The 23,386-nt window shown below is 53.7% G+C and carries 25 protein-coding genes and 1 pseudogene; 15 read left to right on the top strand and 11 right to left on the bottom strand.

Annotation, left to right across the window (positions count from 1 at the left end; genetic code table 11):
• Nucleotides 1-34 precede the first annotated feature (34 nt).
• Nucleotides 35-274 carry a DinI family protein gene (locus O1724_RS11065; protein ID WP_003857390.1) on the top strand — a complete coding sequence of 80 codons (240 nt, stop codon included), beginning with the start codon at nucleotides 35-37 and terminating at the stop codon, nucleotides 272-274.
• Between the two features lie 149 nt (nucleotides 275-423).
• Nucleotides 424-1,107, top strand: coding sequence for an SOS response-associated peptidase (locus O1724_RS11060; protein ID WP_003857392.1), 684 nt, complete (start codon nucleotides 424-426; stop codon nucleotides 1,105-1,107).
• 59 nt (nucleotides 1,108-1,166) lie between these two features.
• Here O1724_RS11060 and O1724_RS11055 read toward each other — a convergent pair whose 3' ends face one another.
• On the bottom strand, nucleotides 1,167-1,658 hold the full coding sequence (locus O1724_RS11055) for a 2-thiouracil desulfurase family protein (protein WP_003857394.1): 492 nt from the start codon (nucleotides 1,656-1,658) through the stop codon (nucleotides 1,167-1,169).
• 108 nt (nucleotides 1,659-1,766) lie between these two features.
• Entirely contained in the window at nucleotides 1,767-2,570 is an 804-nt protein-coding gene (locus O1724_RS11050; RefSeq protein ID WP_039268873.1) for an AraC family transcriptional regulator, read from the bottom strand.
• A 109-nt stretch (nucleotides 2,571-2,679) separates the two neighbouring features.
• Here O1724_RS11050 and O1724_RS11045 point away from each other — a divergent pair, with 109 nt between their 5' ends.
• Nucleotides 2,680-3,471, top strand: a complete 792-nt coding sequence (locus tag O1724_RS11045; protein WP_045343003.1) for a sulfite exporter TauE/SafE family protein — start codon at nucleotides 2,680-2,682, stop codon at nucleotides 3,469-3,471.
• A gap of 135 nt (nucleotides 3,472-3,606) precedes the next feature.
• Here O1724_RS11045 and dcp read toward each other — a convergent pair whose 3' ends face one another.
• The gene (gene dcp / locus O1724_RS11040) at nucleotides 3,607-5,640 is read right to left on the bottom strand and encodes a peptidyl-dipeptidase Dcp (protein WP_032658321.1); all 2,034 of its coding nucleotides are present in this window, start codon (nucleotides 5,638-5,640) and stop codon (nucleotides 3,607-3,609) included.
• A gap of 143 nt (nucleotides 5,641-5,783) precedes the next feature.
• Between dcp and ydfG the strand changes: the two genes are divergently transcribed.
• Both ydfG and O1724_RS11030 read left to right on the top strand, forming a co-directional pair.
• On the top strand, nucleotides 5,784-6,530 hold the full coding sequence (gene ydfG, locus O1724_RS11035; RefSeq protein WP_003857402.1) for a bifunctional NADP-dependent 3-hydroxy acid dehydrogenase/3-hydroxypropionate dehydrogenase YdfG: 747 nt from the start codon (nucleotides 5,784-5,786) through the stop codon (nucleotides 6,528-6,530).
• 90 nt (nucleotides 6,531-6,620) lie between these two features.
• Nucleotides 6,621-7,307: a GntR family transcriptional regulator gene (locus O1724_RS11030; RefSeq protein ID WP_003857403.1), complete on the top strand. Its 687-nt coding sequence runs from the start codon at nucleotides 6,621-6,623 to the stop codon at nucleotides 7,305-7,307.
• A gap of 35 nt (nucleotides 7,308-7,342) precedes the next feature.
• Here O1724_RS11030 and O1724_RS11025 read toward each other — a convergent pair whose 3' ends face one another.
• A complete protein-coding gene (locus tag O1724_RS11025) occupies nucleotides 7,343-7,774 on the bottom strand; it encodes a universal stress protein (RefSeq protein ID WP_003857404.1) in 432 nt (143 codons plus the stop codon).
• 287 nt (nucleotides 7,775-8,061) lie between these two features.
• Between O1724_RS11025 and ydfZ the strand changes: the two genes are divergently transcribed.
• A complete protein-coding gene (ydfZ, locus tag O1724_RS11020) occupies nucleotides 8,062-8,265 on the top strand; it encodes a putative selenium delivery protein YdfZ (protein ID WP_063979168.1) in 204 nt (67 codons plus the stop codon).
• Between the two features lie 44 nt (nucleotides 8,266-8,309).
• Here ydfZ and O1724_RS11015 read toward each other — a convergent pair whose 3' ends face one another.
• From O1724_RS11015 to O1724_RS10995, 5 genes are all read right to left on the bottom strand, one after another.
• Nucleotides 8,310-9,773, bottom strand: coding sequence for a mannitol dehydrogenase family protein (locus O1724_RS11015; protein WP_126297304.1), 1,464 nt, complete (start codon nucleotides 9,771-9,773; stop codon nucleotides 8,310-8,312).
• A 223-nt stretch (nucleotides 9,774-9,996) separates the two neighbouring features.
• On the bottom strand, nucleotides 9,997-11,376 hold the full coding sequence (locus O1724_RS11010) for an MFS transporter (RefSeq protein ID WP_479983973.1): 1,380 nt from the start codon (nucleotides 11,374-11,376) through the stop codon (nucleotides 9,997-9,999).
• A gap of 73 nt (nucleotides 11,377-11,449) precedes the next feature.
• Nucleotides 11,450-12,469 carry a Zn-dependent oxidoreductase gene (locus O1724_RS11005; protein ID WP_126297309.1) on the bottom strand — a complete coding sequence of 340 codons (1,020 nt, stop codon included), beginning with the start codon at nucleotides 12,467-12,469 and terminating at the stop codon, nucleotides 11,450-11,452.
• Nucleotides 12,470-12,483: 14 nt separating this feature from the next.
• Nucleotides 12,484-13,698, bottom strand: a complete 1,215-nt coding sequence (gene manD, locus O1724_RS11000; RefSeq protein ID WP_063979166.1) for a D-mannonate dehydratase ManD — start codon at nucleotides 13,696-13,698, stop codon at nucleotides 12,484-12,486.
• A gap of 111 nt (nucleotides 13,699-13,809) precedes the next feature.
• Nucleotides 13,810-14,136, bottom strand: a complete 327-nt coding sequence (locus tag O1724_RS10995) for a YnfA family protein (protein ID WP_003857412.1) — start codon at nucleotides 14,134-14,136, stop codon at nucleotides 13,810-13,812.
• A 150-nt stretch (nucleotides 14,137-14,286) separates the two neighbouring features.
• On the opposite strand from O1724_RS10995, the gene O1724_RS10990 reads away from it, so the two are divergent.
• Entirely contained in the window at nucleotides 14,287-14,625 is a 339-nt protein-coding gene (locus tag O1724_RS10990) for a DUF1283 family protein (protein WP_023300007.1), read from the top strand.
• Nucleotides 14,625-15,185 carry a spermidine N1-acetyltransferase gene (speG, locus tag O1724_RS10985; RefSeq protein ID WP_126297305.1) on the top strand — a complete coding sequence of 187 codons (561 nt, stop codon included), beginning with the start codon at nucleotides 14,625-14,627 and terminating at the stop codon, nucleotides 15,183-15,185. Before O1724_RS10990 ends, speG begins: the two co-directional genes overlap by 1 nt.
• 17 nt (nucleotides 15,186-15,202) lie before the next feature.
• Here speG and O1724_RS10980 read toward each other — a convergent pair whose 3' ends face one another.
• The gene (locus tag O1724_RS10980; protein ID WP_126297306.1) at nucleotides 15,203-15,913 is read right to left on the bottom strand and encodes a YnfC family lipoprotein; all 711 of its coding nucleotides are present in this window, start codon (nucleotides 15,911-15,913) and stop codon (nucleotides 15,203-15,205) included.
• Between the two features lie 192 nt (nucleotides 15,914-16,105).
• Here O1724_RS10980 and O1724_RS10975 point away from each other — a divergent pair, with 192 nt between their 5' ends.
• From O1724_RS10975 to O1724_RS10945, 7 genes and pseudogenes are all read left to right on the top strand, one after another.
• Nucleotides 16,106-16,960 (top strand): glycosyltransferase family 17 protein, encoded by an 855-nt coding sequence (locus O1724_RS10975; RefSeq protein ID WP_003857421.1) that lies wholly within the window; start codon nucleotides 16,106-16,108, stop codon nucleotides 16,958-16,960.
• A gap of 102 nt (nucleotides 16,961-17,062) precedes the next feature.
• Nucleotides 17,063-17,368: a DUF1161 domain-containing protein gene (locus O1724_RS10970; protein ID WP_003857424.1), complete on the top strand. Its 306-nt coding sequence runs from the start codon at nucleotides 17,063-17,065 to the stop codon at nucleotides 17,366-17,368.
• A gap of 130 nt (nucleotides 17,369-17,498) precedes the next feature.
• Nucleotides 17,499-19,936: pseudogene (ynfE, locus tag O1724_RS10965) on the top strand (selenate/tellurate reductase subunit YnfE).
• Nucleotides 19,937-19,946: 10 nt separating this feature from the next.
• The gene (locus O1724_RS10960; RefSeq protein ID WP_058662665.1) at nucleotides 19,947-20,564 is read left to right on the top strand and encodes a DMSO/selenate family reductase complex B subunit; all 618 of its coding nucleotides are present in this window, start codon (nucleotides 19,947-19,949) and stop codon (nucleotides 20,562-20,564) included.
• Nucleotide 20,565: 1 nt separating this feature from the next.
• Entirely contained in the window at nucleotides 20,566-21,420 is an 855-nt protein-coding gene (locus O1724_RS10955; protein ID WP_023324575.1) for a dimethyl sulfoxide reductase anchor subunit family protein, read from the top strand.
• A 44-nt stretch (nucleotides 21,421-21,464) separates the two neighbouring features.
• A complete protein-coding gene (gene dmsD / locus O1724_RS10950; RefSeq protein ID WP_015570619.1) occupies nucleotides 21,465-22,079 on the top strand; it encodes a Tat proofreading chaperone DmsD in 615 nt (204 codons plus the stop codon).
• Between the two features lie 109 nt (nucleotides 22,080-22,188).
• Nucleotides 22,189-22,500: a YebG family protein gene (locus O1724_RS10945; RefSeq protein ID WP_126296594.1), complete on the top strand. Its 312-nt coding sequence runs from the start codon at nucleotides 22,189-22,191 to the stop codon at nucleotides 22,498-22,500.
• A gap of 175 nt (nucleotides 22,501-22,675) precedes the next feature.
• On the opposite strand, the gene catA is transcribed toward O1724_RS10945, so the two are convergent.
• Nucleotides 22,676-23,353 (bottom strand): type A chloramphenicol O-acetyltransferase, encoded by a 678-nt coding sequence (gene catA, locus O1724_RS10940; protein WP_022651054.1) that lies wholly within the window; start codon nucleotides 23,351-23,353, stop codon nucleotides 22,676-22,678.
• Nucleotides 23,354-23,386: the final 33 nt, after the last annotated feature.

The following is a 23,386-nucleotide window of genomic DNA, read 5'->3' as shown; positions in this document are numbered from 1 at the left end:
AATCACATGCGTAATATCCATAAGGTAAACAATCATGTTTGTGGAACTGGTTTATGACAAGCGAAACGTACAGGGGCTGGAGGGAGCCAGGGAAATCATCCTGGCCGAGCTGACAAAACGCGTGCACCGGATTTTTCCTGATGCCAGCGTGACGGTTAAGCCAATGCAAGCGAACGGCCTGAACAGCGACGCCAGCAAAAGCGACCGTGAAAAGCTCAACCGCATGCTCGAGGAGATGTTCGAAGAGTCGGATATGTGGTTGATACAAGAGTAACCGGGCGCAAAGCCCGGCTCTGTTTTCAACTAACAATACCCCTGTGTATTCAGGCCGCGATTTTCCAGCATCGGTTCAATCTCAGAAGCATGCCCGCGCGACTTTTTCTCCCTGCCCTATACTTTCAGTCTGACTGACTGGAGGTTTCTATGTGTGGACGTTTTGCACAAGCCCAAACCCGTGAAGAATATCTGGCTTACCTGGCCGACGAAGGCGAACGCGATATCGCATATGACCCTGAACCCATTGGCCGCTACAACGTTGCGCCCGGTACCAAAGTGCTGCTGTTAAGCGAACGTGACGAACAACTGCACCTCGATCCGGTATTCTGGGGCTACGCGCCTGGATGGTGGGACAAAGCACCACTGATTAACGCGCGTGTAGAAACCGCAGCCACCAGCAGAATGTTTAAACCTCTTTGGCAGCATGGCCGGGCGATCTGCTTTGCCGATGGGTGGTTCGAATGGAAAAAGGAAGGCGACAAGAAACAGCCGTATTTTATTCATCGGGCCGACGGGCAGCCGATATTCATGGCGGCGATCGGCAGTACGCCGTTTGAGCGCGGCGATGAAGCCGAGGGATTTCTCATAGTGACCTCTGCTGCGGATAAAGGCCTCATTGATATACACGATCGACGGCCGCTGGTTCTGTCGCCAGAAGCAGCAAGAGAATGGATGCGACAGGATGTTGGCGGGAAAGAAGCGGAAGAGATCATTGCCGACGGTACAGTACCCGCCGACGAGTTTATTTGGCATGCTGTAACTCGCGCCGTGGGGAACGTGAAGAATCAGGGGGCGGAGTTAATCGAGGTGGCTCATAAAATGGAAAAATAAGCTGCATACCCATTATGACCAGGAAGCGATGCCGCTCGGCGTTAATCCTGGAGAATCGTTCATTCCCTTTCTTCAATCCAGTTCACAAGCTCCGCAAACTGAGTTTCTGAAAATACCGCAATACCATGCTCGGAGAGTAATGACGCTGCCACTCCCATACCCGATTTACGCTGATTACTGAAAGAACCGTTGTAGATAAACTGAGTTCCGCACGTTGGACTACCATCAGTTAACAAAGCAGCAGTACATCCTGCTTCTTGTGCTGCTCGCAGAGCCAGCCAGGCTGCAAGTTGATAATGCCCGGTAACATCTGTTCCGGTGTTTTCAATTATTCTGGCTTGTCCACGCATTACGTCTTTACCCTCAGCAGACATAATCTCAGCGGGTGGTCTCGGAACAGGTAGCCCCGCAGCCAACTCAGGGCAGTGGATCACCAGGCGCTGCTCCTGTTGCCAGCGAGCAAGTTGATGAGTCATCTGCGCTTTCTCTTTCCCGTTATAACGGACTTTAAGGCCCATCAGGCAGGCACTGACCAGTATTTTATTTATCATTGTTTAATAGTATTAAGATCCAAAACGCCTACGATTTTAACACCTTAACCCTTCTCATGAATTAAAGAATTTGACGTGGCAGCGTCTTTAGCTGGTACATAGCTGACGCTATGATCGGTGCCCTGTCCCGTGGAACTTTTTGAATAATGCCGGGTGATAATACGAAGGTGGCTGTCCTGTGACACGGCGGAACATCGTTGCGAAGGATGATGCATTATCGTATCCAAGAGTCAAGGCTACTTCATTTACGGGTTTTCCCGTTATTAACAATGCCAGCGCGCTAACCACGCATGCTCGTTGGCGCCAGACAGAAAATGACATGCCCATTTGCTTAAGGAAATGGCGACGAAAGGTGCTGTCGCTCATGAACAGCGCATTTGCCCAGCGCTCTGCTGGATCATGGATTGAGGGATTGAGTAAAAACGCCTGACAAAGAGCCAGTAGGGCCGGATGTCGCGGCAGCGGAATATCGAATTCGCGAACCGGCATAGCCGCCAGCTCCAATATCATCAGATTTATCAGTGCACGGTCACGCGTGCTTTCATACAGTGGCGGTAAATCCACTGACTCAAGCAATAGCTGACGTAATAATGGCGATACGCTAATAACTTCACAACGAGGATATTTTAAGAAGGCATTCACGAAATCTGGTTCTATATACAGACTGCGAGTGGTCACGCCAACAAATTTGACGGCGTGCATAGTTTCGGGTGGGATCCAAACAGCATGTTGTGGAGGAACAATCCACTCTCCATCCTGGGTTATGACATGCATTAATCCGGTCGCGCCATATAGCAGCTGCGCGCGGCGATGTTTGTGCTGTGGCAGCATAAATCCCTGCACATAGTCATTGCCTATCGCTACCACTTCACGATCTAGCTGCTCGACCTCTTCAATCTTTACGTTGCGCACACCCGTCTCCTTATGACCGATTTACAAAGGTAATTGAGCGCGGCGCGAATGGGAAGCAGGATGCTACCGGTATAAGCTGCGAAATCATTTTCAGGTCGAGGGTATGATTTTGAATGATATCGCAATCATTGCGCTGGCAGGCTTTACTACCGGTATTACCACCGTGCTTTTTGGCTTTGGCGGCGGCTTTGTCGTAGTACCATTCGTTTATCAACTAATGCTACGGCAGACCGAACTGGCACTAAACGCCATGCATATCGCGGTTGCTACCTCTACATCGGTGATGATATTTAACGCGGGCTGGGTCACCTATCGAAACTGGCGAGCTTGCGAGCTTTCATCGCAAATGTTATTCCCGTTACTATGGTTTATAGCCATTGGGGCTATCATGGGTTCCTGTCTGGCAGGAATATTTAGTGAGAGTGTTGTTCGCGCGCTGTTCATTTTCTACATGCTGGCAACAATCAGCGATTGTTTGTTGCGTAAGGGTTTTCTCGGAGGAAGTTCTCTGCGTCGCTTGTCACTTCCTGTAGTAACAGGCGGCGGAGTGACCATTGGTATGATAGCCGCATTGCTTGGCGTGGGCGGAAGCGTAATGACGGTACCCCTGTTACGGCGCCATGGTTATGCGATGCGTGAATGCATTAGTGCTTCTAATCCGCTTTCCCTGCCCGTCGCGCTATGTGGTGCCGTGACGTATGCAGTTATTGGCTGGCAAACTATTCCTGTGAATGGATTTCTCGGTTTTATCAACCTGAAAATTTTAGGTATGTTGGTACTAACAGGCTGGGCAGGAATAGTTTTTAGCCGTCGGGTTATACCTGCTGTACCTGATATTTGGCACGCACGAATCTATGTCATGCTGCTGTTCCTGGTGTTACTGGCGATGCTATTTCAGTAACCCTCTTTTATCGCAGCGACTAATGGCCCGTAATTATACTTGTCTCAATGTACCTTTCAGACACAAAGCGGACCAAAGCGTACAAAAAACCGGGCCTCGCGCCCGGTTCTGTTTACATTACACACTAAAAAAGCCTTACGCACTCAATCCGCGATTCTCCAGCATCGGTTCGATCTTCGGATCGTGCCCGCGCCAGTTCCGGTAAAGTTCAGCTAAATCAGTGCTGTTGCCGCGGGACAAAATCGCCTCGCGGAATGTCTGTCCGTTTTCGCGGGTCAAACCACCCTGCTCGACAAACCACTGATAGCCATCGTCCGCCAGCATTTGCGTCCACAGGTAAGCGTAATACCCCGCCGCGTACCCGCCGCCGAAGATATGGGCGAAATAGCTGCTGCGATAGCGCGGCGGTACGGCTGGAAGATCCAACCCCTCTTTTTTCAACGCGGCGGCTTCAAAGGCTTCCACGTCTTCAATGGGCTCCTGAATGCCGTGCCAGTTCATATCCAGCAGCGCGGCGCTCAATAGCTCCGTCATGTCATAACCCTTGTTAAACTGGGTCGCATTGAGCATTTTTTCCCGCAGCGCATCCGGCATCGGTTCGCCGGTTTGATAATGACGAGCAAAGTGCGCAAACACCTGCGGATGGCTGGCCCAGTGTTCATTGATCTGCGACGGAAATTCAACGAAATCACGCGGCGTGTTGGTGCCTGAAAGCGTGGCATAGCGCTGGCTGGCAAACAGACCATGCAGGGTATGGCCAAACTCGTGGAACAGGGTAATCACATCATCCCAGGAGATCAGCGCGGTTTGCCCGTTCGCCGGTTTTTGATAGTTGCAGACGTTATAAATCACCGGACGCGCAGCAAACTCGTAAGACTGCTCAACAAAATTCCCCATCCACGCACCGCCCGCTTTGGAATCACGCGCGAAAAAGTCGCCATAGAACAGCGCCATGCCTTCACCCGTATGGTCGAAAATCTCCCACACGCGAACATCCGGGTGATAAACCGGAATATCGAAACGCTCGACAAAACGGATACCGAACAGCTGCGTGGCGGTCCAGAATACACCATCTTCAAGCACGGTATTGAGCGCGAAATAGGGTTTGATCTGCGACTCATCCAGCGCGTATTTCGCTGAGCGCACGCGTTCGGCATAAAACGCCCAGTCCCAGGCCAGCACCGTAAAACCGCCCTGCTCGTCGTCGATGACTTTCTGAATATCCGCCTGCTCCAGCGCAGCCCTGCCGCGCGCCGCAGGCACTATTCCGCGCATGAATTCGAGCGCGGCTTCCGGCGTTTTCGCCATTTGATCGGCAATGCTCCAGCTCGCATAGTTGTCAAAGCCGAGCAGCTGCGCCTGTCTTGCCCGTAACGCGGTAAGCCGACGGATCAGCTCGCGCGTATCGTTTTCGTCGCCTTTCTGAGTGCGTTCCCAGCCCGCGCTGAACAACTTTTTACGGGTCTCGCGCAACGCCAGCGCCGCCAGCGCGGGCTGTTGCGTGGTATTCAAAAGCGGGATCAGCCAGCGCTCCTTCAGCCCTTTTTCTGCGGCAGCGTGAGCCGCGGCAGCCATCTCCTCCGCACTGAGCCCGTCAAGCTGGCGAACATCGTCCACCACCAGCCCTCCCGCCTTATTCGCCGCGAGCAGGCGCTGGTTGAACTGGCTGGTCAGGGTGGCGGCTTCGGTATTCAGAGATTTCAGCTCGGCTTTTTCATCGGCGTTCAGACGCGCGCCCGCAAGAACAAAGTGCTGATACGTCTCCTCCGTCAGTCGGCGGGATTCGGCATCCAGCGCCTCGCGATCCTGCCAGACGGCTTCCACGCGGGCGAAAAGCGTATCGTTTAGCCAGATATCGTTCGCCAGCCCGGCCAGTTCGGTGGAGAACTGCTCGTCCAGCGCCTGAAGATCATCGTTAGTGTGTGCGGACGTCATGGCGAAGAATACGCTGCTCACGCGCGACAGCATGGCCCCGCTTTTTTCAAGCGCCAGCACGGTGTTATCGAAGTCCGGCGCGGCGCGCTGCGCGATAATCGCGTCAATGTCTGCACGCTTCAGGCGCATTGCTTCATCAAACGCCGGGCGATAATGGCTGTCGTTGATCGCATCAAAACGTGGCGCCTGATAAGGCAACAGGCTAATTTCAAAAAAAGGATTGTTGACCGACATCGTTTACTCCTGTGCACGGTATTTCTCCCCAGAGTAGGCCAGCCTGCGCCAGCCTGCAATGGCGTCATACAAATGTTGCCTTAACGACGTGCCGGAGAGCGTGCTATGTTAGTACAACACAAAAAGCGTTGAGGAACAGTGAGATGATTATTTTAGTTACCGGGGCGACAGCGGGTTTTGGTGAAAGCATCACGCGTCGCTTCGTCGCCAACGGACACAAAGTGATTGCAACGGGGCGTCGTCAGGAGCGTTTGCAGGAGCTAAAAGACGAGCTGGGTGACAGCATTCTGACCGCACAGCTGGACGTCCGCAACCGCGCCGTCATTGAAGAGATGATTGCCAACCTGCCTGCCGAATGGCGTGAAATTGACGTGCTGGTCAATAACGCTGGCCTGGCGCTGGGTATGGAGCCTGCTCACAAAGCCAGCGTGGAAGACTGGGAGAACATGATCGACACCAACAACAAAGGCCTGGTGTACATGACCCGCGCCGTGCTGCCGGGCATGGTTGAACGTAACCGTGGTCATATCATTAACATCGGTTCCACCGCCGGAAGCTGGCCTTACGCGGGCGGCAACGTCTATGGCGCGACCAAAGCCTTTGTCCGCCAGTTCAGTCTGAACCTGCGCACCGACCTGCACGGAACTGCGATCCGCGTGACCGATGTTGAGCCGGGTCTGGTAGGCGGAACCGAATTCTCCAACGTGCGTTTCAAAGGCGATGACGCGAAAGCGGATAAAACCTATGAAAACGCGAATGCGCTGACGCCGGAAGATATCACCGAAACCGTCTGGTGGGTCGCGAATTTGCCGAAGCATGTCAACATCAACACGGTTGAGATGATGCCCGTCAGCCAGACCTATGCCGGACTCAGCGTGCATCGCGGGTAATTCACCCTTCCCGGCCTGCGGGCCGGGTATGTGATGGCAGGGAAAAGAATGGTAGTATGTTCAGGTTAACTCTCTGAGAAATCACAACCCATGGCCGCTGAATCGCAACTTAATCCTACCCAGCCCGTTAATCAGCAAATATATCGCATCTTACGCCGTGATATTGTTCGCTGCCTGATCCCACCGGGAACGCCACTCTCGGAAAAAGAGGTTTCGGTACGTTTTGACGTTTCCCGTCAGCCCGTGCGCGAGGCGTTTATTAAACTCGCAGAAAACGGCCTTATTCAGATCCGCCCACAGCGCGGCAGCTATGTAAATAAAATTTCGCTTTCGCAGGTACGGAATGGCTGTTTTGTTCGCCAGGCCATAGAGTGCGCCGTGGTGCGTCGCGCCGCGTCGCTCATCAACGATAACCAGTGCTACCTGCTGGAGCAAAACCTGCATCAGCAACGAATCGCCATCGACCGCAAACAGTTAAACGACTTTTTCCAGCTGGACGACGAGTTTCACCAGAAACTGGCGCAGATCGCCGAGTGCCAGCTCGCGTGGGATACCGTTGAAAACATCAAAGCGACCATCGACCGCGTGCGCTACATGAGCCTCGACCATGTTTCTCCGCCAGAGATGTTGCTGCGCCAGCATCATGATATTTTCAGCGCGCTGGAAAAACGCGACGTGGAAGCCGTAGATAAAGCGATGACGCTTCACCTTCAGGAAATTAGTGAGTCAGTTCAGTTAATTCGTCAGGAAAACCGCGAGTGGTTCAGCGAAGAATAAAACCTCGCCGCCCCCTTTCGGTTGCGGCGAAGTAATTAGCGGACCACTAACACCGGAATAGTGGCGTAGCGCAGGATAGTTTCAGCATTTGAACCCAGCAGATGGGTTGTCATGCTCGGATTTCTTGATCCAATAACAATAACGTCATATTTCCCCTCTTTGCTGAGCTTGATGATTTCATCGCGTACGTTGCCGAAGCGAACTTCACAATCAATATTTTCCGGGGACATATCAAAGAGCCGTTTCAGCGCCTTCATCTTCTTATCAGACTCGGCGGTCATATACTCTTCGAACTTCTTAATATCGGCATTGAACCCCCGCAGTAACGAACGGCTGCTGTTAGGGAGAATGTTGACCAGGGTGATCGTCGCGCCTTCCGCCTTCGCGAGGTTGACCGCATGGCGTACCGCTTTATCGCTCAAATCCATTTCAAACACGTCAACAGGCATCAAAATTTTCTTATACATAAGCCTGACTCCTTTTCCGATGAAGGGTTATTTTCTGTCTCCAGAATGACATTGTGGATATAAACAAAGCCTAAACACTTGCATGCGGAAACTATCAATTAAGGAAAATAACTGTCCGCTTTGTAAAGTGGTGTCCTGAGCCGTCAACGCCTGCATGAAATAAGAAAAAAGTGTGAGCTTGATCAAAAGCAAATAATTTCGTTAAAGAGAGGCGTATTAATAGTGCCCCGTGAACGGCAGCCGTCGAATTAGCGCCGTAGCGGATAAGTACGAGAGGAGAAAATACCATGATGACATACGACCGTAACCGAAATGCAATCACCACTGGCAGCCGCGTCATGATTAGCGGCACAGGTCAGTTCGGCGTGATTAAAACGATCCACAGCGACGGCCTTAATGCCGAGCAGGTGCGTCGTGGTAAAACGGTTGAAGTGGAAGGATGCGAAGGTAAGTTCGAACCGATTGAGCTGATTCGCCTGGGGATGCACTAAGCTGCGCCCCGACATGCCGCCGCGGACGGCGGCATGTCATAGCGTTAAAGCCGGGTGGCGTACTCAGCAACCGTGGCCTTCGCGCCTTTTTGCAGCAACGTCTGATAAGCCTGCTTGACCGCCGCCACAAACACCGCGTCCTTCGGCAGCTCGTTACCGAAAATAGCCTCAATGCCCAACAGCGCATTAACGCGGCTTTCGCCTTCAGCGCTACCGTTTACCGCCGCCTGAATCACCGCCCGCTGCGGGTCGCTCACCTCAATCGGGTTACCCTGCTCATCAAAACCGCCGACATAACGCATCCAGCCCGCCACACCGAGGGCCAGCAGCGGGAAGGGTTTCTGGTGGACCAGGTGCCAGCGCACGGAATCGAGCATCCGCTGCGGCAATTTCTGGCTACCGTCCATGGCGATTTGCCAGGTGCGGTGACGCAGGGCCGGATTGCTGTAGCGCGCGATCAACAGGTCAGCATAGTGAGCTAAATCCACCCCCTTCACTTTCAGAGTCGGCGCCTGCTCTTTCAGCATCAGCGCATGCGCGGCTGCGCGATAATGTTCATCTTCCATGCAGTCGTTAATGTGCTGATAACCGGCAAGGTAGCCGAGATAGGCCAGGAACGAGTGGCTGCCGTTAAGCATTCGCAGCTTCATCTCTTCAAACGGAATGACATCAGAAACCAGTTCCGCACCGGCCTTTTCCCACTTTGGACGTCCGGCGACGAAATTATCTTCCACCACCCACTGGCGGAACGGCTCGCAGGCGACACCTGCCGGATCGCGTACGCCGGTCAGCTGTTCGATTTTATCCAGCGTGTCAGCCGTGACGGCGGGCACAATACGGTCCACCATGGTTGACGGGAAGGTGACGTTCGCTTCAATCCAGTCGGCCAGTTCGCCGTCAACAGCGCGCGCGTAGGCGCAGGTGACATTGCGCATCACGTGGCCGTTCTCCGGCATGTTATCGCATGACATCACGCTGAATGCTGGCAGCCCCGCCGCCTTACGCCGCGCCAACGCTTCAACCACGACGCCCGGCGCAGATTTCGGCTGATGGGGGTTTTGCAGGTCGGCAACGATTAACGGATGATCGAACATCAGTTGTCCTGTTGCCGGGGAATGGCAATACCCTTTCTCGGTGATGGTCAGGGAAACAATGGCGACCTGTGGCTCGCACAGCGCCGCCAACACGGTTTCCAGCCCGTCGACCTGCGCATGCAGCGCGTTTTTGACGACGCCGACCACGCGCGCTGTCCACGCATCGGCAGACATCTCTGCTACGGTATAAAGGTTATCCTGTGCCTTCAGATCGGCGATCTGCTGTTCGCCGCCAATCAGGTTAACTTCGCAGTAACCCCAGTCGCTGCCCTGTTCTGCGGCGAGTATATCGGTGTACACCGCCTGGTGCGCGCGGTGGAACGCGCCAAACCCTAAATGAACAATGCGTGCCTTGAGGCTGTCGCGATCGTACTGAGGACGCGTTGCCTTCGCCTGTAATAACTGGTTTTCCATGATTGAGACTCGTTAATTAATGAACGCTGTGATCCGCTGCCGCTTCCTTTTCAGAGCGGCAGCGCCTGCTGACTACACCAACTAGAATGGCAGTCGGAGTCAAAAAACGCTGCCATTAACCATACTGATACGTCGTTTTCAGATCTTGATTTACATTAACTTTTCGCCATGTGGTGTGACATCAGTAAAAAGTTGTGTGACAGGTAACACAAGATGTAAACCACTAGCGGCGTGAAGAGAGCGCGCCGTAGGCTACCGCTTCTTTATGCGGCGCTTCGGCTGCATCTTCGGCTTCACTCAGATCGCGGTCGCGCACTTCCGGCATCAGCAAAGCGGAGACCAGCCCAATCAGCGAGTACGCCACCAGCATCGCCACAATTGGCCACCAGGACCCGGTCATATTGCAGAAGATCCCCGCCAGCACCGGACCAAAGCCTACGGCCACCAGCCCTCCCGCCTCTTTCGAGATTGCCATGCGGGTAAAGCGGTTCCGCGAACCAAACATCTCTGCCATGGTGATGTTTTCCAGCGCAAACAGCCCGAGGACCGCAAAGTTATGAATAACGATGATAGAGAGCATAATCACGCCCGGCGCGTAACTCTTATCAACAATAATCGACAGCATCGGGTAAGCCAGAATAATGGCTGAAATGTTAAGGATGATATACGGCAGACGGCGCCCCACTTTATCGGACAGCCAGCCCAGCAGCGGAATGGTGAGGAAGCCGAGAATCGAACTGATCATCAGCGCATCGGTTGGGATCGCCTTATCAAATAACAGCGTCTGCACCAGATACCCGGCAAGGAAGGTCTGGATAAGCCCAGAGTTACCGGCCTGGCCAAAGCGCAGCCCCGTCGCCAGCCAGAACGATTTGCTCTTAAACATCGCGCCTAATGAGGTATCCTGCGCCGCCGCTGGCGCAACGGTTTCGGCGTCGTTAACCTTCTCAAACACCGGGCTCTCTTTAAGGTTCATACGCAGCCAGATGGCGAAGATCATCACCACCACGCTGGCGAGGAATGGCACGCGCCAGCCCCAGGCAATAAGTTCTTCACGATCGAGGGCAAAGAACATCACGGCCCAGATCGCCGTGGCGCTCAGCGTTCCGCAGTTGGTGCCCATGGCCACCAGCGAGGAGATGATGCCGCGTTTACCCTTCGGCGCGTACTCCGCCAGCATGGTGCCCGCACCGGAGATTTCTGCCCCCGCGCCCAGCCCCTGAATAATACGCAGCGTCACCAGCAGCACCGGTGCGAAAATCCCGATCTGCGCGTAGGTCGGCAGCACGCCGATTAAGGTGGTGCAGATCCCCATCATGGTGATGGTGATAAACAGCACTTTTTTACGGCCAATTCTGTCGCCCATTCTGCCGAAAATAAATGCCCCGACGATACGCGCGATGTAGCCTGCGCCGTAGGTGCCCATCGCCAGGATCAGCGCCATGGCCGCCGATTGCTCAGGGAAGAAAATTTCATGAAACACCAGCGCGGCGCCAAGGGAGTAGAGCTGGAAATCCATAAATTCCAGGGCGGTGCTCAGCCAGCCAGATACGGCGGCTTTCACCAAATCTGACGTACTTCTTTGAGGTTGTGCTTGAGTCATAATGGCTATCTCTGAAAGGTAAGATGCGTACCACTTAGAGCCTGTCTTCGCAGGCTCTTTACCGCGTGAATTATTATTGGTCGAACGTGAGCAAGACTTTGCAGCACTGCCGCTGGTCTTTTTCAAACAGTTCGATGGCGTCTGTAACGTGGTGATAGTCAAATGTATGGGTGACCAGTTTTTCAGGGTCGATCAGCCCTTTTTCCAGCCAGTCAATGACCACCGGGAATTTGTTGGCATTCAGGCGCGAAGAGAAGATCGACAGCTCTTTGCCGGTGATCCCCTGCTGCACGATCTGGCTCGGGTCGCTGGAAAATCCCATCAGCACGATGCGCGCCGCCGGAGACGCCAGCGTAATCGCTTCCTGCAAAATGGACGGATGACAGGCAGCATCGATGATTAATGTCGGCTTGATGCCTTTTTCATCCAGCGCAGTCTGTAACGACTGCTCGCCGTTGTTGAAGACCCAGTCTGCGCCGCTGCGTTGCGCCATCTCCAGCCGCTCATCAATGCGATCTACCACGATGACCTGCTTCACCTTGTAAACGCCCTTCAGCGCCTGCACGGTGACCAGCCCCATCGGGCCTGCGCCGTAGATCAGCGCCACGTCCTGTTCGGTGGGTTTCGCCTGCCCCGTCACGTTGGCGGCAATGGTGAATGGCTCAACCATCACCGCGTGTTTGTCAGGGATCGCATCCGGAATGTGCCAGGCATTTTTCGCCGGCACGACGGCGTATTCGCTGAAACCACCGTCGCGATGGACGCCCAGCACCACCAGCGAGGTGCAAACGTTCGGTTTACCAACGGAACAGGGGTAGCAGTGCCCGCAGCTGATCACCGGATCCACCGAAACGCGCTGACCCAGTCGGGTGCCCTCCACGCCTTCGCCAACCGCGTCTATTTCGCCAAAGAATTCGTGACCGATTACCCGCGGATATTTTGCAAACGGGTTATGCCCGCGATAGATATGGCTGTCTGAACCGCAGATACCGGCGAGCTTAATTTTGACGCGGACGTCGCCTGCCCCCGGCAACGGGAGAGGACGCTCCGCAATCTCCAGCGCATTCGGCTGTTGGATCACTACGCTTTTCATCATTCGCTCCTCGTTTACCAGTTCCAGAGAGTGCCGTCTTCCAGACGGGCCACCGGCAGATAAGCCGGATCGTACGGGTATTTCGCTGCCAGCTTCTCATCAAACTCAATGCCCAGCCCTGGCTTGTCGCCCGGGTGCATATAGCCGTTATCGAAGCGCCAGCTGTGCGGGAACACTTCCAGCATCTGCTCTGAATAACCCATATACTCCTGCACACCAAAGTTCGGTACCCACAGGTCAAAATGCAGCGCCGCGGCGTGGCAAATCGGCGACAGATCCGACGGGCCGTGTGAGCCGGTACGCACCTGGTAGAGTGAGGCAAAGTCCGCAATGCGACGCATCCCGGTGATGCCGCCCGCATGGGTTATGGTGGCGCGGATATAGTCAATGAGCTGCTCTTCAATCAGCTGCTTGCAGTCCCAGATGCTGTTGAACACTTCCCCCACCGCAATTGGCGTGACGGTGTGCTGGCGGATCAGGCGGAAACACTCCTGGTTTTCAGCGGGAGTCGGATCTTCCATCCAGAACAGGCGGTAATCTTCAATACATTTGCCGAACCGCGCCGCTTCGATGGGCGTCAGACGGTGGTGCATGTCGTGAAGGAGATGTTCACTGAAACCGAACTGGCTGCGCACTGCGTCGAACAGTTTGGGCGTGAAGTCGAGGTATTTCTCGGTGGACCACAGCTGCTCTTCCGGCCAGGCGCCCTTGGTCGCAGGTTCATACGCCAGCCCTTTGCCTTTGGCCATGCCGTAGGTGGTTTTCATTCCCGGCACGCCGCACTGCACGCGAATTGCCTTGAAGCCCATCTCTTTATGACGGGCATAATCTTCCAGCACGTCGTCAATGGTGTGCCCGGTGGTGTGACAATAAACCATCACCCCTTCCCGGGAAGCCCCGCCCAGAAGCTGATAGAGCGGCATGTTCGCGGCTTTCGCCTTAATGTCCCATAGCGCCATATCCACGGCAGAAATCGCTGACATGGTGACCGGACCACGACGCCAGTAAGCGCCTTTATAGAAGAACTGCCAGATATCTTCGATGCGGTGCGCATCGCGGCCAATCAGCTGAGGGCACAGGTGATCTTTCAGGTAAGAGGCAACGGAAAGTTCACGTCCGTTAAGCGTGGCATCACCCAGGCCGACAATGCCTTCATCGGTCGTAATTTTAAGGGTGACAAAGTTACGCCCCGGGCAGGTGACAAATACTTCAGCCCCGACAATCTTCATAATCCATTTCCTTACATCGCTCGTTGTGATGCAGGAAATTTACGCAACTACACTACTACCATACAAGTATAATGATCGTAAAATCAGCGGGTGATCACACTATAAGGACGCTTATGCGCGTCCCCAACCGGCCACGATGATCAACATGCCGCACAGGGCAATCAGCGCGCCTGCCCAGTCATACAGGCTTAGCCGGACGCCATCGACAACGCGCAGCCACAGCAGCGCGGTACAGACGTACACTCCGCCGTAGGCCGCATATACCCTCCCGCTGGCGGCCGGATGCAGGGTGAGCAGCCAGACAAAAAGGGCCAGGGACACACCCGCCGGGATCAGCAGCAGCGCGGAAGCGCCCCGCTTTAGCCAGAGCCACGGCAAAAAGCATCCGATGATTTCGCACAGCGCGGTCGCGAAAAAAAGCAGCGTCGTTTTGAACATTTTTCTCGTTTCGTGAGGATTGATTTAGACATCATACGCGATAATGTTCACATCGTTCCCATACCTGCCGCGCGGGTATGACACCCTTTCGGATTGGTGTAGAATCCAACGGGGTAATCCGATTCTCTGCACCCGTTTAAAGGAAACGCTATGACTACATTAAGCAAACGCCTTTGTCTGACAGCCGCACTGGCACTGTCCTCGTTCGCCTTCGCCGCAACGGCATCAGCCGAAACCAGCAAACTCATCATTGAGTCTGGTGACAGCGCGCAAAGCCGCCAGAATGCTGCCATGGACAAAGAACAATGGAATGACACCCGCAGCCTGCGTCAGAAAGTGAATAAGCGCGTGGAGAAAGAGTGGGATAAAGAAGACGTCGCGTTTGATGCCCGCGACAAATGCCAGCAAAGTGCCAACGTCAACGCTTACTGGGAGCCTAACACCCTGCGCTGTCTCGATCGTCGCACTGGCCGCACGGTAGCACCGTAATGTCGACGCCGTGTGACGTTAAGCTCCGTCCGCTGGAGCGCGAAGATTTACGCTTTGTTCACCAGCTCGACAACAATGCCAGCGTGATGCGCTACTGGTTTGAAGAGCCTTATGAGGCGTTTGTCGAGCTGTCCGATCTCTACGATAAGCATATCCACGATCAGAGTGAACGCCGGTTTGTGGTGGAGTGCGAAGGTGAAAAAGCCGGGCTGGTTGAACTGGTTGAGATCAACCACGTTCACCGTCGGGCGGAATTTCAGATCATTATTTCACCGGAGCACCAGGGGAAAGGTCTTGCGTCGCGAGCGGCAAAGCTGGCGATGGATTACGGGTTTAACGTCCTGAATCTCTACAAGCTTTACCTTATCGTCGACAAAGAGAACGAAAAAGCGATTTATATCTACCGTAAGCTGGGCTTTATGGTGGAAGGTGAACTGATCCATGAGTTCTTTATTAACGGCGAATACCGTAACACCATACGCATGTGCTTTTTCCAGCATCAGCATCTGGCCGGGCATAAGTCCTCCTCCGCCAGCCTGCTTAAACCCACCGCGCAGTAACCTGCGCGGTTTTATTCTCAATAATATTCAATGCTGTTTTTGATGGTGTACTTGCGCTCAACGGCAGGTTTGACGCTGTCATCTGTTACCAGCAGCTCACAGTTCACCGGGTTGTTGTGGCGATCGTAATCACAGCTCTGCTTTACATTGCCCATCGGTTTATCGTTCAACAGGCTTACCGCCGTATAATCCATGCGCTTGCGCAGATCTTTCGAAGGCACCGACTTGACCGATAAACGCTGGTCGCCGGAAACCGTAGTTTTACCCAGCGGGTAGCCGTCGGCGTCATACTGGTACTTCACTTCCATCTCTTTACTGTGCGCTGCAACCACAAACCCGTTATCGTCGGTGTCCCACGTCAGGCCGGCAGACGGCAGTTCCGCCAGCTGGCATTTCCCCTGCAACTTTACCTTCTGCTGCTGGGTTTCCGCATCGACGTAGTAGTTAGCATCCAGCACCAGCGCAACGCCCGTATTCGCTTCGAGATCGTGCAGTTCCAGCGTATCGAAACACCCTTCCGTTGACATCGTGCCGGTCACACGTTTAGAGACTTCACCCTTATCGTTGAATAGCGTCTGGGTAAAATCCTTCACCGGCCCGCGCAGAGGATCAAAGTCAAACTCGTTCGAAAAGCTCGCCATCTCTGGCGTAAATGACAGCGGCACGGTGTTGTTGTCGCATCCCACCAGTACCGTTGCCAGTAGCGTTATCGCTGCGTATTTGTTCACATCATTTACCGTTCAGAGAGAGATACAATCATATTAGCAAATACAGCAACTTACATAACAGCACTTCATTTGACTCTTCGCGCTGTATAAATCCGTCGTTTGCATTGACGAGACCTGCCAAAGTGGCTACTTTGGGCGCGGAAGATTCCACACTATTATAAAATTAGATTCTTAAATTTTCGGGTTAACATCATGATTTACGACTGTTTTTTATACTATGACGAAGATATGTTGCTCGACATCAGATTACATACTCTCGCTGATGTTGTTGACCGTTTTGTCATTGTAGAAGCAACACACTCTTTTACGGGCATACCGCGAGAATTGCATTTCGATATTACGAAGTTTGCCAAATTCAAAGACAAAATCATTTACGTGCCTTTTGACGCGCAGCCTATTTTAAACCGGGCGGATAATAACCAGGTTGATGCATGGGCAAATGAAGCAGCGCTTCGCAACTCCATTATGAACGGGTTAAAAGACGCGGCAGACGACGATCTGATTCTGGTGTCAGACGTTGACGAAATCTTCTCTCCCGACACGGTCAGGGCCATTAATCCGCGCGCGCTCTGCACGACTATTCATCAAAACGTATTCAACTATCAGTTTAATCTCCAGGTTCACAACACGGATGGTACGCCGAGAAAATGTACCTTGCCGCGCGCGACGTCCTATTACAACCTTAAGCATTTCTTCCACGGTGAGCCTGAATCTTTCCGAAACTGGAAGCGTGCGCGCAAAGATAAAAACTGGTCATGGTTTAAATGGAACTGGCTAAAAATCAATAATAAGATTGTGAAAGATGGCGGCTGGCATTTCTCCTGGGTAATGACCCCAGAAAGAATTTCCGAAAAAATGTCTACCATTTCTCATACCGAATACGATCTGCCGGAATTCAATAACCCGGAACATATTATGAAGGTTATCACCAACGCCGAAGATATATGGGGACGAGACCGAAAACTGGTCAGGCAAGAGGTATCAAAACGCACCCTGCCTTCTTATCTGGTAGACAATCAGCACCATTATTCGCAATTTATTTTATGACGCAGGCAGGGCTCCAGGACAATTCAGAAAGACAGACCCAAAAACAAAAGCTTACCCTAGCCCTGCTATGCTTACAGTCTACACAGTGAAAAGGAGCTACAGATGAAACGGTTACCCTGGATTACCGCCCTGCTGTTAATGAGTGCTTCACCCGCTCTTCTTGCGGCCCCGGATTCCTGCGAGCGCGTGAAAAGCGACATTCAGCAGAAGATTATCAACAACGGCGTACCGGAGTCTGGCTTTACCCTGAACATCGTCCCGAACGATCAGGCCGATCAGCCGGATGCGCAGGTCGTTGGGCATTGTGCCAACGATACTTTCAAAATTTTGTACACCCGCACCAGTAGCGGCAACTACCCGGTGAGCGGCGCAGGTACGCAGGAGAATGCGCCCGCTGAGCCGCAATGATTTTCCCACTCAATTCCCCTGATTTGACGAGGATTAATATTTAATACCTCTAAATAAGTAACACTCCCCCCATCATTAGCCCGGTTGTAGTCACGGGTGAAAATAATTATTAACAATGATGGGGTGAGTCATGTCCGAAGTTGAACATCACGGCGGGATAAGCCGTCGAACTCTGGTTAAATCTACTGCCATAGGATCTCTGGCGCTTGCCGCCGGTGGGATCGCATTACCTTTTGGTCTGAAAAGCGCCGCCGCCGCTGTGCAGTCCGCTATTCAGCCCGCAGAAGATAAAGTCGTCTGGGGCGCCTGCTCGGTAAACTGCGGTAGCCGCTGCGCGCTGCGTCTGCACGTTCGCGATGACGAAGTCTATTGGGTTGAAACGGATAATACCGGCGAGGATGTTTACGGCAACCATCAGGTTCGCGCCTGCCTGCGAGGCCGTTCAATTCGCCGTCGCATCAATCACCCAGACCGTCTGAACTATCCGATGAAACGCGTGGGCAAACGCGGAGAAGGCAAGTTTGAGCGTATCACCTGGGAAGAAGCGCTGGACACCATCGCCGCGAGTCTGAAAAGCGTGGTCGAAAATACGGCAACGAAGCGGTCTACATTAACTACTCCTCCGGAATTGTAGGCGGCAACATCACCCGTTCCTCCCCTTACGCCTCGCTGGTCGCGCGCCTGATGAACTGCTACGGCGGCTTCCTCAGCCACTACGGCACCTACAGCACCGCGCAGATCGCCTGCGCAATGCCCTACACCTACGGCAGCAACGACGGCAACAGCACATCGGATATCGAAAACACCAAACTGGTGGTGATGTTCGGCAATAATCCGGCGGAAACGCGCATGAGCGGCGGCGGGATCACATACTACCTTGAGCAGGCGCGCGAACGGTCAAACGCGCGGATGATCGTTATCGATCCGCGTTATACCGACACTGCCGCAGGGCGTGAAGACGAGTGGATCCCGATTCGTCCGGGTACCGATGCCGCACTGGTGGCAGGTATTGCGTGGGTGCTGATTAATGAAAACCTCGTCGATCAACCTTTCCTCGATAAATACTGCGTGGGTTATGACGAAAAAACCCTGCCGGAAGGCGCACCGGCTAATGGTCATTACAAAGCCTATATTCTCGGCCAGGGTGATGACAAAACCGCGAAAACTCCGGATTGGGCGTCTCGCATAACGGGCATCCCTGCCGAACGCATCATTAAGCTGGCCCGTGAAATCGGTTCGGCGAAACCGGCCTACATTTGCCAGGGCTGGGGCCCGCAGCGTCAGGCAAACGGGGAGCAAACGTCCCGCGCCATCGCCATGCTGCCGATCCTGACCGGCAACGTCGGCATTAACGGCGGTAACAGCGGCGCACGCGAATCGACCTACACCATCACCATCGAACGCATGCCGCTGCCGGAAAATCCGGTGAAAACGCAAATCTCCTGCTTCAGCTGGACGGATGCCATCGTGCGTGGACCGGAGATGACCGCCCTGCGCGACGGCGTACGCGGCAAAGATAAGCTCGATGTGCCGATCAAGTTCATCTGGAACTACGCGGGTAATACCATCATCAACCAGCACTCCGATATCAACAAAACTCACGACATTTTGCAGGATGAGAGCAAGTGCGAAACGATCGTCGTCATTGATAACTTCATGACCTCGTCTGCGAAGTATGCCGATATTGTTCTGCCGGATCTGATGACCGTCGAGCAGGAAGATATCATCCCCAACGATTACGCCGGCAACATGGGATACCTGATTTTCCTCCAGCCGGTTACCGCCCCGAAGTTCGAGCGCAAGCCCATTTACTGGATCATGAGCGAAGTGGCGAAACGCCTCGGACCGGATATCCATCAGAAATTCACCGAAGGCCGTACGCAGGAGCAGTGGCTGCGCTACCTGTACGCCAAAATGGTCGCCAAAGATCCGCTGCTGCCGTCCTACGACGCGCTGAAAAAAATGGGTATTTATAAGCGCAAAGATCCAAATGGACATTTTGTGGCCTATAAAAAATTCCGTGACGATCCGGATGCCAATCCGCTGAAAACCCCGTCGGGCAAAATCGAGATCTACTCCAGCAAGCTGGCGGATATTGCGGCAACCTGGGAACTGCAAAAAGACGAAACCATCACCCCGCTGCCGGTCTATACCTCAACCTTTGAAGGCTGGGACGCGCCCGAGCGCAGCAAATTCCCGCTGCAATTGTTCGGTTTCCACTTTAAAGCCCGTACCCACTCCAGTTACGGCAACGTAGATGTGCTCCAGGCCGCCTGTCGCCAGGAGGTGTGGCTTAACCCTGTGGATGCAGAGCAACGAGGTATCAAAAATGGGGATATGGTGCGCGTCTTCAACGACCGCGGCGAAGTGCGCATTGCTGCGAAAGTCACCCCGCGCATCATGCCCGGCGTAAGCGCGATGGGCCAGGGCGCCTGGCATGACGCCAACATGAACGGCGATCGTGTCGATCACGGCTCCTGCATCAATACCCTGACCACGCACCGCCCGTCACCGCTGGCGAAAGGCAACCCGCAGCACACGAACCTGGTGCAGATCGAGAAGGCATAAGGATTAACCGATGACAACCCAGTATGGATTTTTTATTGATTCCAGCCGCTGCACCGGGTGCAAAACCTGCGAGCTGGCCTGCAAGGATTACAAAGATCTGACCCCGGACGTTAGCTTCCGTCGTATTTATGAATACGCGGGCGGCGACTGGCAGGAGGATAACGGCGTCTGGCATCAGAATGTCTTCGCCTATTACCTGTCGATTGCCTGCAACCACTGCGAAGATCCGGCCTGCACCAAGGTCTGCCCGAGCGGGGCAATGCACAAGCGCGACGACGGTTTTGTGTTGGTGGACGAGGATGTCTGCATCGGCTGTCGCTACTGCCACATGGCCTGCCCGTACGGCGCGCCGCAGTACAATGCCGCCAAAGGCCACATGACCAAGTGCGACGGCTGCCACAGCCGGGTGGTGGACGGCAAAAAGCCCATCTGCGTCGAATCCTGCCCGCTGCGCGCGCTGGACTTTGGCCCGATTGAGGAGCTGCGCAAAAAACACGGCCAGCTTGCTGCCGTCGCGCCGCTGCCGTCTGCGCACTTCACAAAGCCGAGTATTGTGATTAAACCTAACGCCAACAGCCGTCCGACGGGGGACACCACCGGCTACCTGGCAAACCCGAAGGAGGTGTGAGATGGGAAGTGGATGGCATGAATGGCCGCTGGTGATCTTCACCGTTTTCGGGCAGTGCGTGGCCGGCGCGTTAATCGTGATGGGCTTCGTCTGGCTTAAGGAAAATGATGACAAGGCCAGAATGCGCATCGTGCGCAGCCTGTTTTTTCTCTGGCTGGTAATGGGTATTGGGTTTATGGCTTCGGTGCTGCATCTTGGCTCCCCGCTGCGTGCCTTCAACTCGCTTAACCGCGTGGGCGCGTCAGCGCTGAGTAATGAGATCGCGGCGGGTTCGATCTTCTTTGCCGTGGGCGGTTTCTGGTGGCTGGTGTCGGTTATCGGTAAAATGCCCCCAGCTTTGGGCAAAATCTGGCTGGTTGTCAGCCAGATCCTGGGCATCGTTTTTGTCTGGGCGATGACCCGTGTCTATCAGATTGAGACTGTCCCGACCTGGTATACGGGTTACACCACGCTGAGCTTCTTCCTGACGATGGTTCTGGCTGGTCCTCTGCTGGCCGCGCTGCTGCTGCGCGTCGCAAACGTGACATTCAAAGGTACTCTTGCCGCGTCAGTCAGCGTACTGGCACTTATCGTCTGCGTGGCGGTCGTCGTGTTGCAAAGCAATACGCTGGGGACGATACAGAGTTCCATCCAGCAGGCCAGCGCCCTGCTGCCAGATTATGGCTCGCTTCAGGTGTGGCGCATCGCGTTGCTGGCGGCGGGTTTAGGCTGCTGGATCTGCCCGCTTATTCGTCGTCAGGAGCCAAAAACGCTCGGCCTGTTTGCAGGTGTCGTTCTGGTGGTGCTGGGTGAACTGATTGGCCGTGGGCTATTTTATGGTCTGCATATGACCGCAGGGTTAGCAATTGCAGGTTAACACAGGTGCGCGGGGCTACCCGCGCGCAAGTAAGGAAAGTTGTAATGAATGATGTCTCACACCGCGAATCGTTCGCGTTCAGCGCCCGGGTACTGGGCGCGCTGTTTTATTTCGCCCCAGACAGCGAGCAGACCGCGCCGCTGGTGAGTGCCCTGACCGCAGGTGACTGGGTTCAGGACTGGCCGCTGGCGGAGGAAAACCTGCTGCCTGTCGCCAGTATGTTTAAGACCCCATCGGATGAAGCGTTGAAAGACGCCTGGCAGCGTCTGTTTATTGGCCCGTATGCCCTGCCCGCCCCCCCGTGGGGCTCGGTCTGGCTTGATCGCGAGTCAGTGCTGTTTGGCGATTCGACCCTCGCGTTGCGTCAGTGGATGCGTGAAAACCATATCGCCTTTGAGATGCAGCAGAATGAGCCTGAAGATCATTTCGGAACGTTGCTGATGCTGGCGGCATGGCTTGCCGAGAACGGTCGCGAAACAGAACGCGACCAGCTTCTTGCCTGGCATCTGCTGCCATGGAGCACGCGTTTCCTTAGCGTATTCGTTGAAAACGCGGCCCATCCGTTCTACACCGCGCTGGGTAAACTTGCCCAGCTGACGCTGGCGGAATGGCAGTCCACTTTGCTGATCCCGATTGCCGAAAAAACGCTGTACCGATAACAGCACCTGGCTTGTCCACCCGTTGTGCAGGCCAGGCTCGCACATTTTTGCTGCAACACAACGTCACAACTGCTATACTGTATATAATTACAGTATACGGGGGTGCACAATGGCTGTTGAAACAAAATTTGTTGTCGTAAGAAAAGGTGAAGAAAAAATGACATTTGCCAGTAAGAAAGAGGCTGACGCTCACGACAAACTGCTCGATATGGCAGAAGTGTTTACCGACTGGCTGTTGCAAAGCGGAATGCAGATGGATGAAACGCAGGCGGAGAACCTAGGTCTTTATCTCGCCGAGCAGAAAGAGTCCGTGCAGCATATCCTGCGTACCAGCAAGCTTCCCGAGCTCAATGCTGCAACGGATAAAACAGCATCAGATGCGGATAGCAGCAAAAAAATCCGGGCCGTCAAAGCCGCCTGATCGTCAGAACGACTCATCACCTGTCATGCCGCCGCGGGCCGGAAACGGCTCGCGGCTTCATCATGCATTATTTCGATCTTCTCGAAAACAATGCGATTGAACATTTTAATCTGTTCTGGCGTAAAATTTGGTTACAGCATTTCCTCTCGTCAGACGTATGTTAAAAACACGTGAATCACACGTTCGGCGCCTCTGAATGGTGTGGTAAATTATCACATAACTCTTGCAACTCGTTGATCATCCTGGCTACATGGAAGCCATCACAAACAGAATGATGGACCTGAACGGCGAAAGGCAACAAGACTTTTTCATCCTGGTTATAGTATTTTCCAAACGTGAACATGGGCGCAAAAAAATTCCGCATGTTAGCGACGTTGACGTTAAAACTGCTAAAACTGACCCACGGAATATCAGATATGAAAAATATATTCTCCCGGGACTCTTCTTTGGGCCAGTAGGCAAGATTATCACCATAGCGAGAAACGTCTTCTGCATAAACGTTCTGAAAGTGATGAATATTCCCGTCGAAGTGACTCCATAATGATGAAAACGTCTCCGTCTCTTTATGGAAAAGGGTATAGCTGGGATGCACCTCATTCCATATTACAAGCTCATTATCCTTCATGGCCATACGGAATTCCGGATGCCGGTTTACGACGTGAGATATAAGGGAAATAATCGCAGGATAAAATTTCCAGCCAACCTCTTTGATATGCTTTAGCAGCACGGTAATGTCCAGCTGAACCGTTTGGTTAAATGTAGATTGAGCAAAGCCCTGAAATACTTCAAAGTGTTCCTTTCTTGCCCAACGTGATAAGTCAACTACCGTATATTCTGGCGTTATTTTTGTCATTTCAGAGCCTTAGTTGAGCTGCGCTATATAAAA

Source organism: Enterobacter cloacae complex sp. HYC074_NIDB (assembly GCF_056673345.1).
The sequence above is the reverse complement of the archived record's forward strand: the minus strand, read 5'-3'. Positions and strand labels throughout refer to the sequence as shown.

Bases quoted from the DNA above. Each gene is read 5' to 3' on its own strand.
- O1724_RS11065 (WP_003857390.1), top strand. From the start codon at position 35: ATGTTTGTGGAACTGGTTTATGACAAGCGAAACGTACAGGGGCTGGAG.
- O1724_RS11060 (WP_003857392.1), top strand. From the start codon at position 424: ATGTGTGGACGTTTTGCACAAGCCCAAACCCGTGAAGAATATCTGGCT.
- O1724_RS11055 (WP_003857394.1), bottom strand. From the start codon at position 1,658: ATGATAAATAAAATACTGGTCAGTGCCTGCCTGATGGGCCTTAAAGTC.
- dcp (WP_032658321.1), bottom strand. From the start codon at position 5,640: ATGTCGGTCAACAATCCTTTTTTTGAAATTAGCCTGTTGCCTTATCAG.
- ydfG (WP_003857402.1), top strand. From the start codon at position 5,784: ATGATTATTTTAGTTACCGGGGCGACAGCGGGTTTTGGTGAAAGCATC.
- O1724_RS11030 (WP_003857403.1), top strand. From the start codon at position 6,621: ATGGCCGCTGAATCGCAACTTAATCCTACCCAGCCCGTTAATCAGCAA.
- O1724_RS11025 (WP_003857404.1), bottom strand. From the start codon at position 7,774: ATGTATAAGAAAATTTTGATGCCTGTTGACGTGTTTGAAATGGATTTG.
- ydfZ (WP_063979168.1), top strand. From the start codon at position 8,062: ATGATGACATACGACCGTAACCGAAATGCAATCACCACTGGCAGCCGC.
- O1724_RS11015 (WP_126297304.1), bottom strand. From the start codon at position 9,773: ATGGAAAACCAGTTATTACAGGCGAAGGCAACGCGTCCTCAGTACGAT.
- O1724_RS11010 (WP_479983973.1), bottom strand. From the start codon at position 11,376: ATGACTCAAGCACAACCTCAAAGAAGTACGTCAGATTTGGTGAAAGCC.
- O1724_RS11005 (WP_126297309.1), bottom strand. From the start codon at position 12,469: ATGAAAAGCGTAGTGATCCAACAGCCGAATGCGCTGGAGATTGCGGAG.
- manD (WP_063979166.1), bottom strand. From the start codon at position 13,698: ATGAAGATTGTCGGGGCTGAAGTATTTGTCACCTGCCCGGGGCGTAAC.
- O1724_RS10995 (WP_003857412.1), bottom strand. From the start codon at position 14,136: ATGTTCAAAACGACGCTGCTTTTTTTCGCGACCGCGCTGTGCGAAATC.
- O1724_RS10990 (WP_023300007.1), top strand. From the start codon at position 14,287: ATGACTACATTAAGCAAACGCCTTTGTCTGACAGCCGCACTGGCACTG.
- speG (WP_126297305.1), top strand. From the start codon at position 14,625: ATGTCGACGCCGTGTGACGTTAAGCTCCGTCCGCTGGAGCGCGAAGAT.
- O1724_RS10975 (WP_003857421.1), top strand. From the start codon at position 16,106: ATGATTTACGACTGTTTTTTATACTATGACGAAGATATGTTGCTCGAC.
- O1724_RS10970 (WP_003857424.1), top strand. From the start codon at position 17,063: ATGAAACGGTTACCCTGGATTACCGCCCTGCTGTTAATGAGTGCTTCA.
- O1724_RS10960 (WP_058662665.1), top strand. From the start codon at position 19,947: ATGACAACCCAGTATGGATTTTTTATTGATTCCAGCCGCTGCACCGGG.
- O1724_RS10955 (WP_023324575.1), top strand. From the start codon at position 20,566: ATGGGAAGTGGATGGCATGAATGGCCGCTGGTGATCTTCACCGTTTTC.
- dmsD (WP_015570619.1), top strand. From the start codon at position 21,465: ATGAATGATGTCTCACACCGCGAATCGTTCGCGTTCAGCGCCCGGGTA.
- O1724_RS10945 (WP_126296594.1), top strand. From the start codon at position 22,189: ATGGCTGTTGAAACAAAATTTGTTGTCGTAAGAAAAGGTGAAGAAAAA.
- catA (WP_022651054.1), bottom strand. From the start codon at position 23,353: ATGACAAAAATAACGCCAGAATATACGGTAGTTGACTTATCACGTTGG.